At 45.5% G+C, this 16167-nt stretch carries 13 protein-coding genes and 1 tRNA gene; 10 read left to right on the top strand and 4 right to left on the bottom strand.

The features are described 5' to 3' along the window. Window positions 1-231, top strand: a 231-nt coding sequence (locus L1D44_RS06310; protein WP_239889351.1) for a hypothetical protein, incomplete at its 5' end; no start/stop codon positions are given. Window positions 232-303: 72 nt separating this feature from the next. Continuing rightward, window positions 304-528, top strand: a complete 225-nt coding sequence (locus L1D44_RS06305) for a cytochrome c3 family protein (RefSeq protein ID WP_220767605.1) — start codon at window positions 304-306, stop codon at window positions 526-528. 120 nt (window positions 529-648) lie between these two features. On the opposite strand, the gene L1D44_RS06300 is transcribed toward L1D44_RS06305, so the two are convergent. The 3 genes from L1D44_RS06300 to L1D44_RS06290 form a co-directional block, all read right to left on the bottom strand. Then, window positions 649-725, bottom strand: a tRNA-Pro gene (locus L1D44_RS06300). Window positions 726-853: 128 nt separating this feature from the next. Further along, a complete protein-coding gene (locus L1D44_RS06295) occupies window positions 854-2638 on the bottom strand; it encodes a DUF3413 domain-containing protein (protein ID WP_239889350.1) in 1785 nt (594 codons plus the stop codon). Window positions 2639-2720: 82 nt separating this feature from the next. Beyond that, window positions 2721-2939 carry a YejL family protein gene (locus tag L1D44_RS06290; RefSeq protein WP_202723423.1) on the bottom strand — a complete coding sequence of 73 codons (219 nt, stop codon included), beginning with the start codon at window positions 2937-2939 and terminating at the stop codon, window positions 2721-2723. Window positions 2940-3367: 428 nt separating this feature from the next. Here L1D44_RS06290 and yejK point away from each other — a divergent pair, with 428 nt between their 5' ends. The 3 genes from yejK (at window position 3368) to L1D44_RS06275 (ending at window position 6526) form a co-directional block, all read left to right on the top strand. Then, complete coding sequence (yejK, locus tag L1D44_RS06285; RefSeq protein ID WP_239889349.1) at window positions 3368-4396, top strand: nucleoid-associated protein YejK; 1029 nt, start codon at window positions 3368-3370, stop codon at window positions 4394-4396. A gap of 375 nt (window positions 4397-4771) precedes the next feature. Further along, window positions 4772-5665 (top strand): 6-carboxytetrahydropterin synthase, encoded by an 894-nt coding sequence (locus L1D44_RS06280; protein ID WP_239889348.1) that lies wholly within the window; start codon window positions 4772-4774, stop codon window positions 5663-5665. 63 nt (window positions 5666-5728) lie between these two features. Continuing rightward, window positions 5729-6526, top strand: a complete 798-nt coding sequence (locus L1D44_RS06275) for a M23 family metallopeptidase (protein WP_239889360.1) — start codon at window positions 5729-5731, stop codon at window positions 6524-6526. Window positions 6527-6614: 88 nt separating this feature from the next. Here L1D44_RS06275 and L1D44_RS06270 read toward each other — a convergent pair whose 3' ends face one another. Next, window positions 6615-7121, bottom strand: coding sequence for a DUF2062 domain-containing protein (locus L1D44_RS06270; RefSeq protein ID WP_239889347.1), 507 nt, complete (start codon window positions 7119-7121; stop codon window positions 6615-6617). Window positions 7122-7152: 31 nt separating this feature from the next. On the opposite strand from L1D44_RS06270, the gene L1D44_RS06265 reads away from it, so the two are divergent. The 5 genes from L1D44_RS06265 (at window position 7153) to L1D44_RS06245 (ending at window position 16122) form a co-directional block, all read left to right on the top strand. Continuing rightward, entirely contained in the window at window positions 7153-9534 is a 2382-nt protein-coding gene (locus tag L1D44_RS06265) for a DNA internalization-related competence protein ComEC/Rec2 (protein WP_239889346.1), read from the top strand. A 32-nt stretch (window positions 9535-9566) separates the two neighbouring features. Further along, complete coding sequence (msbA, locus tag L1D44_RS06260) at window positions 9567-11390, top strand: lipid A export permease/ATP-binding protein MsbA (protein ID WP_239889345.1); 1824 nt, start codon at window positions 9567-9569, stop codon at window positions 11388-11390. Next, complete coding sequence (gene lpxK / locus L1D44_RS06255; protein ID WP_239889344.1) at window positions 11391-12383, top strand: tetraacyldisaccharide 4'-kinase; 993 nt, start codon at window positions 11391-11393, stop codon at window positions 12381-12383. An 11-nt stretch (window positions 12384-12394) separates the two neighbouring features. Beyond that, on the top strand, window positions 12395-12568 hold the full coding sequence (locus L1D44_RS06250; protein ID WP_239889343.1) for a Trm112 family protein: 174 nt from the start codon (window positions 12395-12397) through the stop codon (window positions 12566-12568). Between the two features lie 452 nt (window positions 12569-13020). Then, window positions 13021-16122, top strand: a complete 3102-nt coding sequence (locus L1D44_RS06245; protein ID WP_239889342.1) for an Ig-like domain-containing protein — start codon at window positions 13021-13023, stop codon at window positions 16120-16122. Window positions 16123-16167 lie beyond the last annotated feature (45 nt).

Genomic DNA, 16167 nt, shown 5'->3' with positions numbered 1-16167 from the left:
TCTTATTACTTCATAAAATTTGGGGATGGTTTAGTTTTAGATATTTTGAAAAATAAAATGGCAAATTTGGCTATATGTCAGACCTTGCTCACATCCTTTAAAAGTCATCGCCCTGCTATTCAGCTTTTGTTCAACTCTACCGCCAAATTTAAGTTTCAATTAAGGTTAAGTCATATCATGGTAGGCAAGTCTGCTGAGAAATTAAGTCTTTCATTTATTAGGCAGAACTAACAAAAATAAGCCTTAACAGTTTTGTAATAACACAAACATTAAGTGCGATAACTCCGATATTAAGGAATGCATATGAAATATTTAACTTTGGTTGCTGCGTTAGCGTTTTCTGCTTCAGCTATGGCTGTAAACTGTACAGATTGCCATGAGACAATTAATGTTGAAGAGCATACTGAAATGGAAGCGACCATTGCTACCTGTAACGATTGCCACGATATGGCAAGTGCTCACGAGTTAGATAAAGAAATCCACACTCCTGAACTAACAATGAAAGAGTGTGCTGACTGTCACGAGTAAATGCTCAGGCAAGATTAAAAGCGCTGTAATATCAGCGCTTTTTTTATGTTTGAAATTTAGCAATCGACAAAGCGCAGACACAAAAAAGCCAGCTGATTAGCTGGCTTTTTTGTTTATATTTGGTCGGGATAACAGGATTTGAACCTGTGATCTCTTGTCCCCCAGACAAGCGCCTTACCGGACTAGGCCATATCCCGAGATATTCTACAGAACCTGTTATAACAAAAAGGGGGAGCGTTCTGAAGAGCCAGCACTTTATCAAGTCATTTTTGTTAGTGCAAGCCCTTCATGGCTTTAAACGGTTCATTTGCTTAGTTTATAATCTTTAGTGGATATGAAGCCTACGTCCTTCACGCATAACCTCAATCAACTCTGGGGCGCTCATTTTCTTCTTTAAGCGTTTACGATACTCACTGTCGTAGATCCGGTATTTACCGTGGCGGTCGATAACTGTGATTTCAGATGGCTGATAAATTGCAAATATGCGGTGGTCGCCAACATAGACCCAAGTTTTGTCGCTTGGCTGCATCAGGCTTTGATCTGAGCTATAGTCTGATGCTGGATTAGTACAGCCTAGGATTTGGGTCAAAATAGCTGGGACTAAGCCGTTGTGCGTTGTACGATAATTGATCTGTTTGGGCAAGGTTTCATTTGGCCAGTGGATGATCATAGGTACACGCACACTGTCTGGAGACAGGTTAACCCTTGCTTCATCTGAATTACTGGTAAACATCTTGCCGTTCACACCTGTAATAACCACCATAGTGCCTTCGGGTAGGCTAGTTACGACTTGTTCAATTTGCTTATCAATAAAGTTAAGTGATTGACGGTATTGGTTAAATAACACTTTTTGCGCCGGTTTTAGTTTGGTCGCCGATTGTACTGTCTTAATGCCGAGGAAGCCGATAGGCGTATCGTAGCTATCGGGGGACTTTAAGTTGAGTAGGCTAAACCAAGGTTGGTGAGTGGAGCGGGTCCATTGTTGCCAGTTGGCAATAGACTGTAGATCCGACTTAGCATAGCTATTTAGATGCTCGGCATCGACACGTTCAAAATCTTTGTATATTGCTAGAGGCGCGGCTAGCGTATCTTGAGTGCTAAATAGCCCTAGCTTGTAGCCCTTAGAGGCGAGCTCTTGAGTTAACACCGGGCTTTGATAGTGTAAATCTACGGCGTTGGAGTAACTGCCTTGCAAACCATAAAGCAAGCTAAACATACCACTATTGAACTGATTGCCGCCACTGAGGTGCTGAGTAAAGTTTACATTTTTCTTTGCGTAAGATGACAGGAACGGCATCGTTGATTCATCAACAAGATCGGCGCGTAGGCTGTCTACCGCAATGACTAATATATTGGGTTGGCTATCGGCATTGCACTGCATCGGCTCCAACGGATACTGCAGGCTAGACTTAGGAGGAGTCAGGCTTTGGTGTTCCTGAATACCTTCGATGCCGTAGCTTTCCATTAAGCTCTTTGCCGTTGCTGGGTAAGATAGCGGGTAGGCGTCATCAAAATGGGTAATTTCGGTGACATCGGCAGCATCGCCCCAGATATGAATGAGGTGGCTGGAGACAAAGCAGATCCCAACAATCGCAACCACCTTGTTGCCGACGTTGCGCTTACGGATTTTTTCGATTCGCTTCCACAGGAAATTGGCCAGCGTTAGCTCTATCACCAAGATGGCAATAGGGGTAATAATGTATGAGGTACCTCGAAGCAGAGCATTTAAATCAGCCCATGCGAGATCAAAAACAAAGGGGCTTAAGTGAAGACCATAGTCATCATAGATAACCGTATCATAGAGCAATAGACATAGGCTCAATGTCGCTACTACTGCGGCATATCCCCTGAGGATCTTGGAATAAGGCAGTATTAAGGTTATTGGGAACACAAAAACCAAATAGACCATAAAAGCCAAGAAGCTGAAATGGCCTATGGTGCTGATCAATAAGTAGCCCCAGCCAATAAAAGATTCAGGAAGTCCAATGGTGTCGAGGTAGCGATAGCCAACGATAATGGCGAGTAGGCCATTAATAAAGGCAAACCAATGTCCCCAGCTTACTAAGCGTGAAACGCGATCACGTCCAATCTGTTTTTGTCGCTCGACCATGTTGTTCCATTTATTGTTTAGGCTTTATGAAGGCTAACCTTTGTTGATTAGCCTTAACTTGTTCAGCTTAACTGTCTCTATCTTAGTTAGCTTTTACTGACTGTGATAATGCTTTAGCGAATTGCTCTGCAACCACTTCACGAGCTTCTGCTGGAACTTTGTTTTGCAAAAGGTGAGTGACGCAGTTACCTAACGCCATTAGGCTTAGGTCTGTTGGAGATTGGTGCTTCTCTAAAACAGCAAGTAACTCTGCAATAATTGACTCTACTTGAGCGTTAGAATATTTGGATTGAATAGCCATAATGATAAAGGTTCACTTAAAATCTTAATTAACGGCATATAATAACGGATTTTTTGCAGAAGCTCCGCACTTTTTGTTCCCCTTTTTAACGTAACAGTTTGATCGAGCCACACGGCTACTCATAAAGCCGAGTTTGTGTGGCATATTTACTGGCGTTTCTATGAAGACTCCAGCCTGCATTGGAACTCATCTAGTTGCTGCTTTTGGCGAGGCTAGATAGTGGGCATCGTGGTTGAAAATGGATTTTTAGGTGAGAGTCGTGATTGAAGATATATAGATTTTTAACGCCTCTCTGGTATGATAGCGAGCATTAGAATGTGGTTGATTTAGGGCGGATATATCTACCTGTATCAATGACTGAATATCAATTACTTACAATAAGAGCGTGAGCAAAAGCTAACGCTCCTTGCCAAATTTATCGAGGCTCAATGAGTATTAACGTCGAACAAGCAATTATCCACTCCATTTCTCAAGATGGTGAAGGTCAACTTAGTTGTCGATTACGTCCACAACCTCTGCTAAACAGCCAAGCGGTTGAGGCGATGCTAGAAGAGTTGCATCAAACCTATACCACCAAAGCGGGTAAAGGGTTTGGTCATTTTGGTATTAATGGAGAGGACGGCGAAGCCAACACTAAATTTGAAGAAGCGCTAACGACATACCGTAGTGGCGAGCTGGGCTTCGTTGAGTTTTCCGGCATCGCCGGTAAGTTACTGCAAGAAGAGCTGGCTAAATATGACTTTAGTACTGGCGGCTTCCTATTGTTGTCTTGCTATACCTATATGACGAGTGACTACCTATTTGTTTCATTACTGAATGCAAAATCATCGATGACAGTACTCGATGATATGGAGCTGTCACAAAATACCCATTTAGATCTTAATAATGTGCAACTTGCTGCGCGAATCGATTTGACTGAGTGGCAAGCCGATCCTGATTCGAAAAAGTATATCTCGTTTATTCGCGGTCGTGCGGGGCGTAAAGTAGCCGATTTCTTCCTCGATTTCATGGGCTGTGTCGAAGGTGTGAATACCAAGGCACAGAACAAGTCGTTGATGAATGCTGTTGAAGATTTTGTGGGTAATAGCGAGCTGACTAAAGATGAGCGTCAACAAGCCCGTGAACGCGTATTTGAATACTGTACAGAGCGTTGTGATGAAGGTGAGTCTATTCAAATTAAAGATTTAGCCGATGAGCTTGCAGATCAAGGTATGGACTCTTTCTATGATTTCGCCCAAGGCGGTGATTATGGATTAGAAGAGGAGTTCCCAGGGGATAAGCCAACGCTAAGACAGCTGAAAAAGTTCTCTGGTACAGGTGGCGGGGTAACATTAAGTTTCGATGGCCAGCACCTAGGCGAGAGAGTTATTTACGATCCTGTCTCAGATACCATTATCATTAAAGGTGTACCAGCAAACCTTAAAGATCAGTTAGATCGTCGTCTAAAAGGGGAGTAACCCTTCAAGCGTTAGCATGACAATGGTTGTAACAAAAACCGAGCCTTAAGTGCTCGGTTTTTTTGTTTTTGTATAGCATCATACTAAGTCTTACCTGATGGTTAAGAGCGAAGCTTGTGTAGCGTCATATTTATCAATATATAGGATTGGTCGCTATATTTTAGGTTTCTGGCAGCCTATTTCTGCATTGAATCGTTTCACAGGGGAATAGATAGGCACTCAGGCTAAAAAAGTCGAATGTTATCTCTGTTCAATGTAAGCTACGGCTATGATTAAAAGAGTCATACCTGTTTGACTCAATTTATGTACATTTATCCTGCGGCCATTGCTGCGTGGACTAAGGCAGGTAGACTGTTTTTCTACCTAGGAGCACAAATGCAACTCTTTGTTAAAGATTTAACCGTTATCGATTTTTCTTACCTTTGTCCTATTAGAGGCATGGTGGGAGAAAGCTGGATCGTCGATGTGCTACTCGATGGTGGTTTAGATGAGCAGAACATGGTACTCGATTTCGCGAAAGTGAAACGAACCATTAAGAGCACCATCGATAACGTGGCTGACCATCGTCTTCTGATCCCTACAGCCTGTAGTGAAGTTCGCTGGCAACAGCAGGGTGACAGAGTGTGGATGGATTTTACGAGTCAACAAGGCGATATACATCTTGCTTGTCCGTCAGAGGCTTTTGCACTTATTCCAAGCGAGCTAATCGACTTTGAGAGTGTGAATAAATTTTTGCAGCAAGCATTAAAAGAGGCATTACCCGCTAATGTTGAAGGGATCTCGCTGACTCTCAGAAATGAAATTCACGAGGCGCCTTATTATCATTACAGCCATGGTTTGAAAAAACATGATGGTAACTGCCAGCGAATCGCTCACGGTCATCGTAGCCCGGTTACCGTATTTGAAAATGGCGTTGCGGCACCCAAGTGGGATGAGTATTGGGCTAAGCGTTGGCAGGATATCTACTTAGCCACGGTAGAAGATCAGGTGTTAGTCAGTTCACTAGCCTTGTCTCCTCAAGCCGTCGTCAATGATGACACTCATTATGGATTTCATTATCAGGCACCACAGGGTGACTTTCAGTTAGCTATGCCTAAAGGGTGTTGTGACATTCTTCCACATGATACGACGGTGGAGCTGTTGGCTGATTATATGGCGCAAACCTTGGTTGAAAAGGTACCGAGCAGTGACTTTAAAGTGATTGCCTATGAAGGCGTTGGTAAAGGCGCGATTGTTAGTAAAGCAGCGAATGTTGCTGTAAGTAAATAAAGCATATAAGGAGTGGCTTTGAGAGCTTTTACTCGGACAGTTTTGACCTGTGTGTTGACCAGCATGGCTTTTCAAGCCAGCGCTGCGATTGAGTTAAACGGTGAGCTATCCCAGGGGGCGCTTATTCGAGCTAAGGTGCAACCTGGGACACAAGTGTTCTTAAATGATGAGCCGGTAAAGGTGAATGCTCAAGGTCAGCTCGCCTTTGGTTTTGCTAGAGAAGCTGAGCTTGAGCAGATGCTCAAACTGATCTACCCCGATGGTTTAACCGAACTGAAGCCGCTAAAATTGACAAAGCGTCAATACCGAATTCAGGAAGTGAATGGGATCAGCAAAAAAATCATGAAGCCGGATCCTAAGGCGCAAGCGCGTGCAGCAAAGGATTCTAAGCAGGTTAAGGCCGCAAGGGCGCAATTTACGGCAAGTGATGCTTTCAATCAGCAGTTTATTTGGCCCTTAACAGGCAGGATCTCCGGTGTTTATGGTAGTCAGCGTATTTATAACGGTAAGCCTGGTACGCCACACTACGGTGTAGATGTAGCGGCGAAGACCGGAACCGTTGTCGTGGCTCCGGCCGATGGCGTGATATCACTTTCTGTGCCAGATATGTTCTATTCCGGTGGCACCATGATTATTGATCATGGCTATGGCGTTAACTCGACTTTTCTGCACTTGAGTAAGCTGTATGTCAAACAGGGCGATGTGGTGAAACAGGGCGATAAAGTCGCTGAGGTGGGCTCCACTGGTCGCTCTACTGGCCCGCACCTCGATTGGCGAGTTAACTGGTATCAGATGCGATTGGATCCAACCACAATTGTGCCTTCGATGAAAAGTGTTTTAGCTAAGCAAGACGCTAATTAGAGCTAGTCGCTGCCTGCAAGGGCTGATGCTAAGCAATAAAAAAGCAGCCTAAATGGCTGCTTTTTTTATTGGGAAATTCAAATGGGTATTATTTATAACGCTTCTTCCATTTGAATAGTACCGAGTATTTCCAGAGGTTTTTAATTACAAAATAGCCCCCAGCTGAAAAAATACCAGCCAACACTAGGCAACCTAACAAAAAGGGTGGGCCAATCGTTTCAACAGAGGCTTGGACCCACTGCCAGCTCGCTTCGAAATTAAACGCCTGCGGTTCATGTCCTAAAAGTGTCGCGCCTAAAAGGTAGGCGATATAGAACATAAATGGCATGGTGATCGGGTTCGTTACCCAGACCAGCGCAACGGCTAGGGGAAGGTTGACGTTAAACAAGATTGCCAATGCGGCAGCCAACACCATTTGAAAGGGCATCGGGATCCACGCCGCAAACAGGCCAACGGCAAAGGCGCCGGGGGCTGAACGGCGATTTAAGGTCCATAAATTGGGCTTTAGCAGTAGATCGCCAAACATGCGCAGGTGTTTGTGTTCGCGCAGTGTTTCCGGCTTAGGCATAAACTTTTCAATTATTTTTTTTGGCATAACTTCAATTTGCTGTCTTAACTTACTTACTATGAATCGATTTATGTGCGGCTACTGCATCACTATAGTTTCAGCATTGCTTTGGCCTGCTCTACCTACACTCTACATTCTGCCAGTACTTATCGTTGTGGCTATTACCGCCTGTAAGCGTGTGCCATTTATCGCTGGAAGCCTGATTGCGATTAGTTGGATTAGCCTGTTTTATGCATTATTAATGGGCTGGAATACAGGTGAACGAGTCGATACATTGAACGTCGAGTCAGAGATCATATCATTTGTTCATACAAACGGCGACCGGATCAGCATGGATATTACGCTTATCGATCCGATTTCCCCCCATATTCTTAATAGAAAGCTTAGGTTAACTTGGCGTGATGCGCCTCCCGTGGCACCGGGCCAGCGCTGGTTGTTAACCATAAAGCCAAAGCCCATCACCAGCACGTTAAATCAAGGCAGCTTTAACCAACAAAAGAATTTGCTAGCCAAACATATTATAGGAAAAGGCTGGGTTGTTAGTGGTCAGATGCTAACTAGCGCGCCAAGCTACCGTACAAGGTTAATTACGGCATTGAAATCCGCGTTGGTCGAAGAGGAAAGTGGCGACTTATTACTTGCGCTGGTGGCAGGAGATAGGAGTCTTATCTCTTCTACACGTTGGCAGCAGCTTCGAAATACGGGGACGGGCCATCTGTTTGCTATCTCAGGTTTACACCTTTCGGTGGTATCGCTTTGGTTGTTGATCTTGGCTCGTTTTTTTCTGTATCGATACTCGGCTGTCAATAGTCGCAGAAATTGGCTGCTGTGTTTGGCGGTATCAGCTCTAGGAGCGATAGGGTACGCATACCTTGCAGGCTTTTCCGTTTCGACACAAAGAGCGCTGATCATGCTGCTGGCATTTATCTGTTCGAGTGTATTGAAAACACACTCCTCAAGTTGGGAGAGGCTACTTTATGCACTCTTTATCGTTCTCGTGCTTGACCCCTTGAGTATGCTTAGTGCAGGTTTTTGGCTATCTTTTAGTGCTTTGGCGATCATCTTACTCACGGTGACTCAGTATCGGTTTAGCGATGAGGCTTACAGCGCCAATATGGGCTTTTCCACCGATGTGAGCCTTGCCCCAAGTCGGCATTTGGCTTTGTGGAATAAGCTTCGTACGGCAGGTCTCTCTTTTTGGGCGGTGCAGTGGCGCTTAACCCTTGGGCTGTGTGTGGTTCAAGCGATCTTTTTTTCTGGTGCATCACTCGCCAGCTTGGTTGTGAACCTGCTACTAGTCCCTTGGTTTACCTTGTTGCTCATTCCTATAAGCCTGTTGTCATTATTGCTTTTTATTCTGCTGACCCACTTAGGTTTATCGGCTGCGGGCGTATTTAGCCTTGCGGCTTATATTATGTCGCCAGTGGTCAGTATATTGGACTACAGCAGTTCTGTTGGCTTTATGTGGATCGATCTTGCCAGCGACGTGATTGCCGCTTTAATGATGGCATTAATAGGCCTTTACCTTATGGTCAATTTTAAACAAGGGCGATGGCGAGCCATACTGTCGGTGATGTTCATTCCCTTGTTACTCACGATCATGTTTAAGTTGCTGCCCATTGACGATAAGCGCTGGCAAGTTCATCTGCTTGATGTGGGTCAGGGATTATCGCTCGTCATAGAGCAGAATAGGCGAGCCATTATCTATGATACCGGTGCGCGTTATGGCAACAATTTTAGTTATGCAGAGCGCGTGCTGCAGCCATTTCTAAAGAGTCATGGGATCCAGCAACTGGACTATTTAATCGTGAGTCATGGGGATAATGATCATGCGGGTGGGGCAGAGGTGATTATCAGGCATTATCCTAAGGTCAAGGTGATCTCTGATCTGCCTACTGAGCTTGGGGTTGAACTGACACGGGCTCAGCAAGTTAGCTGTAGACCTAAGACGCTTCAATGGCAAAGTCTCGCATTAGAGGTGTTAGCGCCGAGTGAGGCAACACCGGGTAACAACGGTTCATGTGTGATTAGGGTGAGTGATATGAGCAACAGTGTGTTACTCAGTGGCGATATAGAAAGAAGCGCTGAACTGAAGTTAATCGCTAACATGCATAATCGCGGTGTTAACTTACAAAGCCAAGTGTTAATTGCGCCGCACCATGGTAGTAAGACCTCATCCACCGAAGTGTTTATCGATGCGGTATCACCAGATTTGGTTGTTTTTCCTGCAGGGTTTCGAAACCGTTGGGGATTTCCTAGAAAAGAGGTCGTTGAGCGTTACCAAAAACGAAATATTTCGACTTTAACTAGTGGAGATTCAGGACAGATAAGTATTTTATTTAATCGAAAAACTATGAAAATTCGTACTTGTCGGTCAGATTTTGCACCATTTTGGTATAACCAAGTGTTTAGGTTTGGCCTGATTAAAAATCCAGAGTAGAATGCTTCTTTTGCCAATATGTTAATTCCTCAATGACAACATCTTCTAAAAATGAAGTCTGGACTGTTTTTAAGCGCCTACTAGGGTATTTAAAGCCTCTTAAAGCAGTATTAGCTTTTGCCATCATTGGCCTTGCAATGTACGCCCTTGTCGATGCCACTTTTATTGCGGTGATTAAGCCTTTCATCGATGAAGGCTTTGGCGGCCAAGCTGGACAGGCGGCTCAAGCTGCTGGTGGGATCAGTAGTATAGACTTAGGCACGAGCGGTGGTTTCAACTCATCGAGTGATGTCCTAATGATGGCGCCGTTCGTGGTTATCGGATTATTCTCGCTTCGTGGTCTTGCCAACTTTCTATCGACCTATTGCATCTCCTACATGAGTGCACGGGTGATCATGGATATGCGTCAAGAGGTGTTTGAGCACTATCTGACTCTACCTGTGAGTTATATGGACTCAGAAAACACGGGTAACCTGATCTCTCGCGTCACCTATGACACCGAACAAATTGCTCGCGCGTCGGGCAGCGCGCTTATCACTATCGTTCGTGATAGCATCACAGTCATCGGCATGATTGCAATCATGTTCTATTTCTCTTGGAAATTATCTTTGGTGATCTTGGTTGTTGGCCCCATTATCGGCGTAGTGATCACCGTCGTCAGCCGTCGTTTCAGAAAGGTCTCTAAACAGATTCAAACAGCCATGGGCGGTGTGACAGCAGCTACCGAGCAGATGATCAAAGGCCATAAGAATGTGCTTTCTTTCGGCGGTCAAGAAACGGAAGCCAAGCGTTTCGCTAAAGTAAATGGTCAAAACCGTTATCAAACCATGAAGCTGGCAACGGCGCAGGCCATTAGTCAGCCGCTAGTGATGATTATCGGCTCTTTTGCGTTGGCATTTGTGCTATATGCTGCCAGCATCGACAGCATGAAAGCCGAGCTTACTGCTGGTACCTTTGCCACCATTTTAGGTGCCATGCTTGCTATGCTGCAGCCGATTAAAAACCTCACCCGTGTTAACGCTGAATTTCAGCGCGGTATTGCCGCCTGTACCACGGTATTTGAGTTACTCGATACCGAGCCTGAAAGTGATACAGGTACAGTGGAAGTTGAGCGCGTTAAAGGCGAGCTTGCCTTTAACCATGTGGACTTTAGTTATCCTGGACAGGAAAAGTTAGCACTTAACAATATCGACTTTAAAGTTGAGCAGGGGCAGACTCTTGCATTGGTTGGCCGCTCAGGTTCGGGCAAGTCGACTATTGCCAGTCTAGTGACCCGCTTCTACACCGGTCTTAAGGCGGGGGAGATTACGCTCGACGGCCAAAATATCGATGATTATAAGCTTAAGACGTTACGCAGTCAGGTAGCACTGGTTTCCCAGCAAGTGACCTTGTTTAACGACACGATTGCCAACAATATTGCTTACGCCTATCCAGGTGTCGCGACAAGAGAGCAGATCATCGAGGCGGCCACGCTTGCCCATGCGATGGAGTTTATTGAGCCGATGGAGCAGGGTTTAGACACCCAAATTGGTGAAAATGGCGTGATGCTCTCTGGCGGTCAGAGACAACGTATTGCGATTGCACGCGCGATTTTGCGTAATGCGCCGGTATTAATTCTTGATGAGGCGACCTCTGCACTCGATACCGAGTCAGAGAAGGCGATTCAACAGGGCTTAGATAATCTGCGTCAAAACCGTACCTCTATCGTGATCGCTCACCGTTTATCAACTATTGAAAGTGCCGATCAAATTCTGGTGGTTGATCAAGGACAGATTGTTGAACGTGGTAACCACGAAGCCTTGCTGGCTAAAGGCGGCGTTTACGCTAATCTGTATCAGATGCAGTTTGGTAGCTAGATGCAGTCTTGGGTTAATAAGTTATGGTATCAGGGCCACCCGCTTAGGTTTGTGTTGTGGCCTCTTGCCTTACTATTTTCCGCTATCACAGGGTTTCGACGCCTACTGTTCCGCTTAGGACTCAAGAAGGCGATAAAACTCCCCGTGCCAGTGATTATCGTCGGAAATATTACCGTTGGCGGCAGCGGTAAAACGCCAACTGTTATCTATCTTATCGAGTTACTCAGAAAGCACGGCTTAAAGCCTGGGGTGATCAGCCGTGGCTATGGGGTCGAGATTGATGGTGTCAGAGCGGTTCTGCCTGAAGATTCCGCTGATACGGTAGGCGATGAGCCATCGATGATAGTTAAGCGTACGCAGGTGCCTATGGTGGTTGGGGCTAAACGAGTCGATGCGGCAAATAAGCTATTAGCTGAATTTGATGTTGATATCATCATCAGTGACGATGGCCTACAACACTATCAATTGGCTCGAGATATTGAGCTGGTTATTCTCGATGGTGAACGCCGCTTCGGTAATGGCATGTTACTGCCAGCAGGCCCACTTAGAGAAGGGGCTTGGCGCTTACAAAGTGTGGACCACATCATCGTTAATGGCGGCAGGGCTTTGCAAGGAGAGGTGCAGATGACACTGCATCCATCAGCATGGTTACCTGTTTCGAGTCAGTATGATGCTGGAGGGAGTCCGACTACAGACTCGCCACTGGTCGCGATGGCAGGGATTGGTAATCCACAGCGTTTTTTCGATACGTTAACTGCCCAAGGTTACCAATTGGAGCAAACCCAAGTCTTTGACGACCATAGTACTTACAGTGAATCAGTGCTAAATGAACTCGCGCGTGGTCGTATCTTGGCCATGACAGAAAAAGATGCGGTGAAATGTCGCGATTTTGCAAAAGATAACTGGTGGTATCTCGCCGTAGATGCGAAGCTATCCGCCTCATTTGATCAACAACTACTCGCTAAAATAGATCGGTTAGTAGCAGATAAGTAAAGGTATTCGAAATGGCATTTGATAAAAAACTACTCGAAATCGTTGCGTGCCCAGTATGTAAAGGCAAGCTTGAATACAACAAAGACGCCCAACAGCTGATCTGTAAAGCAGATAAGCTTGTTTACCCAATTAATGATGGTATTCCAGTGCTATTAGAAAACAAAGCAGAGCCGTTAGTCGAGTAAGTTTTACTATCATCGAAAAGCGCCTAAATGGCGCTTTTTTTACATTGGATAGCTAATGCCGTTTATCGGATTTCATATCATAGGTTTGCAGAGTGCTGCTATTAGCGCTGCGATTGTCAAAACTCAAGTCTTATAAAAGCCCAATTATAGTTCTGTATAAATTATCACCAGAAAATTACTTTTTTGATCGAATGTCGCTTATCAATTACTTAGTGGAATAAGCGGTTAAAAAGTGTTCGATCGATCAAAAAATGATCAATTCATGTTTGTAATCCAATCTGCCTCTTTGCTAGTATGCCGCCAGGTTGCTCCGGTCAAACCCAGAGCCAGCAAGGGTTTTCGTCCTTTGCATTATGATTATTTATTAATTTTCATACCGATAATACCAAAATGAGAAATCTGTCGTTAGGCAGGTTTAAATAAGTACGTTCGACTCTTAGGGGTAATGATATTTGAATAACAAAAATGTCAAATTGGCATCGCATTCGGCTGCCACAATTTTGAAGCTATCGGTCACAACATTATTGGCCTTCTCTGCCTTCACTTTTTCAGTCGCTTCTACTGCCGCATCGGCTGCCGATGCCAGATATTCTAGCACCCCAAACAATAATAGCTCGGCCAGTCATAGCCATGTTCATGGATATGCTCAAAAGCAAGGTCATGCTCAGGGCTGGAAAGCAAATCCCCATAAACAACGGGTTGAAGATCAGACCTTGCTGCTTGCCAGTAGTATGGCTGAGTTTCGTCATGCGAGTAAGCCAAACAAGCAGCAGCTTAAACAGCAATTAGTTGAACAGGCCAAAACCCGTCAGGGATTGCTCAACGATTTGGTTAAAACCGATCCTCAAGCGGCAGTTCGTGCTGTATTGCCAGAGTCCGCCAGAGCTGGCATGCCAAAAGATGTATTGGCTATGCTGACTCAAAAGCGTGAGCTTAGAGGTGAGTTGCAGCAGTCATATGTAGATTATGAGGATGGTAGCCATAGCCAGCTGCGTCACTCGTTAATAACTGAGAATGGCTCGGTAGACTTACATCTTCCTAAAGGAGCTAAGTTTGAGCAGCTGAAAACAGGCGCTCACATTAAAGTTAAAGGTTGGATGTTTAAAGGGAGCAATACTGATCAAACAGAAACTAGCGCGTTAGTGCTCAACGATGAAAGCGATAGTTTGCAGCTTGTCGCTGGCACGGATGTAATGAGCGTTTCGACATCTAGCTTGCCTAATACTATTGGTGAGCAGCGTACACTAGTTGCACTGGTTAACTTTCAGAACAACACTAGTCAGCCTTGGACGACAGCAGAAGCGCAGGAACTGGTATTTGGGACTGTCAACGACTACTACCTAGAAGCATCTTACGGTCAGACTTGGTTAAGCGGTGACGTGCAAGGTTACTTTACACTGCCAATCGATGCGACATGTCGAACCAACGATATCGATAACTATGGCCGTCAAGCGATAATCGATAGTGGCGTCAACATTTCTGACTATGATCGTCTAGTGTATATCTATCCGGAGAATTCAGATTGTGGCTGGACAGGTCAGGGGACGATCGGTGGAAAACCTTCTCGTGCCTTTATCAACGGCTCAATGACGCTGCGTACCGTTGGCCATGAGTTGGGACACAACTTTGGGTTATATCATGCTAAGGATTATGACTGCTCTGAAGGCGTATTAACGGGCCGTTGTATGTCATTTGAGTATGGCGACACCATGGATATCATGGGTAAATCTGGAGTAACGGGACATTTCAATGCGTTTAGCAAACAGCAGCTTGGTTGGATAACGCCTGCTACTGGAGGGATAGTTACTGCCGAAGGTGACGGTAGTTATCAGCTTGAGCCTTATGAAACTTTGCCAGCAGGCATCGCTAAGGGACTTAAGGTACGACGCGGTACCGATGCCGATACTGGCTTACCTCTGTGGTATTACATTGAGTATCGTCAGGCGATAGGTTTCGACGATTTTCTTGCGGGCAAAAGTGGTATTACTGATGGTGTGGTATTACACCTAGCGACTGAAAATGATATGCAGAGTAACCTGCTCATCGATATGACACCAAATAGTGGTATTTATGATTTTGATGATGCAGCCTTGTTGGCGGGAACAAGTTATACCGATCCAGATGCCGGCGTAACGATTACTACTGAGTGGGCCGATGCTTCAGGTGCCAGCGTCAGTGTTAGCTATTCGGGTTTAAGCTGTGTTAAGGCGAGTCCGAGCTTGTCATTACAGCCTAATGAAAGTGCATGGGTTGAAGCAGGAGCGCTTGTGACCTACAGCGCAACGGTAACCAATAATGACAGTGCTGATTGTGCGATATCTGATTATATGGTGTCAGCTGTAGTGCCGAGTGGCTGGGCGGCGACACAAAATAGTCTCAGCTTGGCGCCAGGGAAGAGCAGTACTGTGAGCTTGAATGTGAGTTCGGCAGCGGCTGCTACCGATGGCTTTTATGATATCGCCATCACTGCGGTTGACAGTAGTAACAGTGAGTACACTCAGACTGGTATCGTAAGCTATGTTGTTGACTCGCCTATCGAGGCCTGCGTCATGGCAAGCCCAAGATTTGTCTTGTCGGTTGATAATAGTGGTGAGCTGGCTCCCGGTGAGGCTGCAACTTATCGAGGAACTATTACCAGTCAAGATAGCAGCAGTTGTGCAAGCAGTGACTTTGATGTGACAGCCAATGTGCCAGCTGGTTGGCGTGCAGATAGCCTTGGGGTGAGTCTCGCGCCTGGTGAGAGCCGCAATATTAGTTTGAACGTTGAGTCATCGACAGTTGCGCAAGATGGCACGTATGATTTCGATATGAGCGCGACAAACCGTCTCGATAATCGCTATATTGGCAATGATATCGCAAGCTATACGGTTGCAAAGCCACTGCCTACTTGTACACTGGCCGCGCCATCGATTGTGGTATCAAACCCTCAAGGGGGCGAGGTTACAGCAGGGACTCAGGTGAGTTATAGCGCTACAGTAACGAGCCAAGACAGTGAAGCGTGTCCTGAGGCTGTATTTACTCTGTTTGCCGATGTGCCAAGTGGCTGGAGTGCTAGTTCTACACGAGTGACGTTAGCGCCTGGAGCGAGTACTAAAGTCAATATTAGCGTGACATCGGATACCGAGGCAGAAGCTGGAGCAGTTAATATTGGCCTTAATGCTCAGAATGTGAGTGAAGCCGAGTATTTAGGAAAAACCAGTGTAAGTTATACGGTTAAGTCTGCTGTGAATACTGCGCCGGTGGCGGTTAGCGATAGTGTGACTATGTCATCTAAAACATCAGTGGCTATCGATGTGCTAGCCAATGACTGGGATGCTGAGAATGATGAACTGACGATTGTTTCAGTGAGTCAGGGGTCAAAGGGAAGTGTGCAGATTAGTGGCAGTGGTCAAGTGATTTATTCACCGGCAAAGAGCTTCAAGAGTGGTGATAGTTTCAGCTATACCATCAGCGACGGTGATAAGACGGCAACGGCGTCTGTTAGCTTAAGTCTAACTAGCTCAGGCTCTGGCGGTGGCGGTAATGGCAACGGCCATGGTAACGGTAAAAAATAACCTGTGATAGGGTTTTACTATCAAGTTTATCCTCCTAGAGAATGA

This window comes from Shewanella sp. Isolate13 (assembly GCF_022398325.1).
Lineage (GTDB): Bacteria > Pseudomonadota > Gammaproteobacteria > Enterobacterales > Shewanellaceae > Shewanella.
The sequence above is the reverse complement of the archived record's forward strand: the minus strand, read 5'-3'. Positions and strand labels throughout refer to the sequence as shown.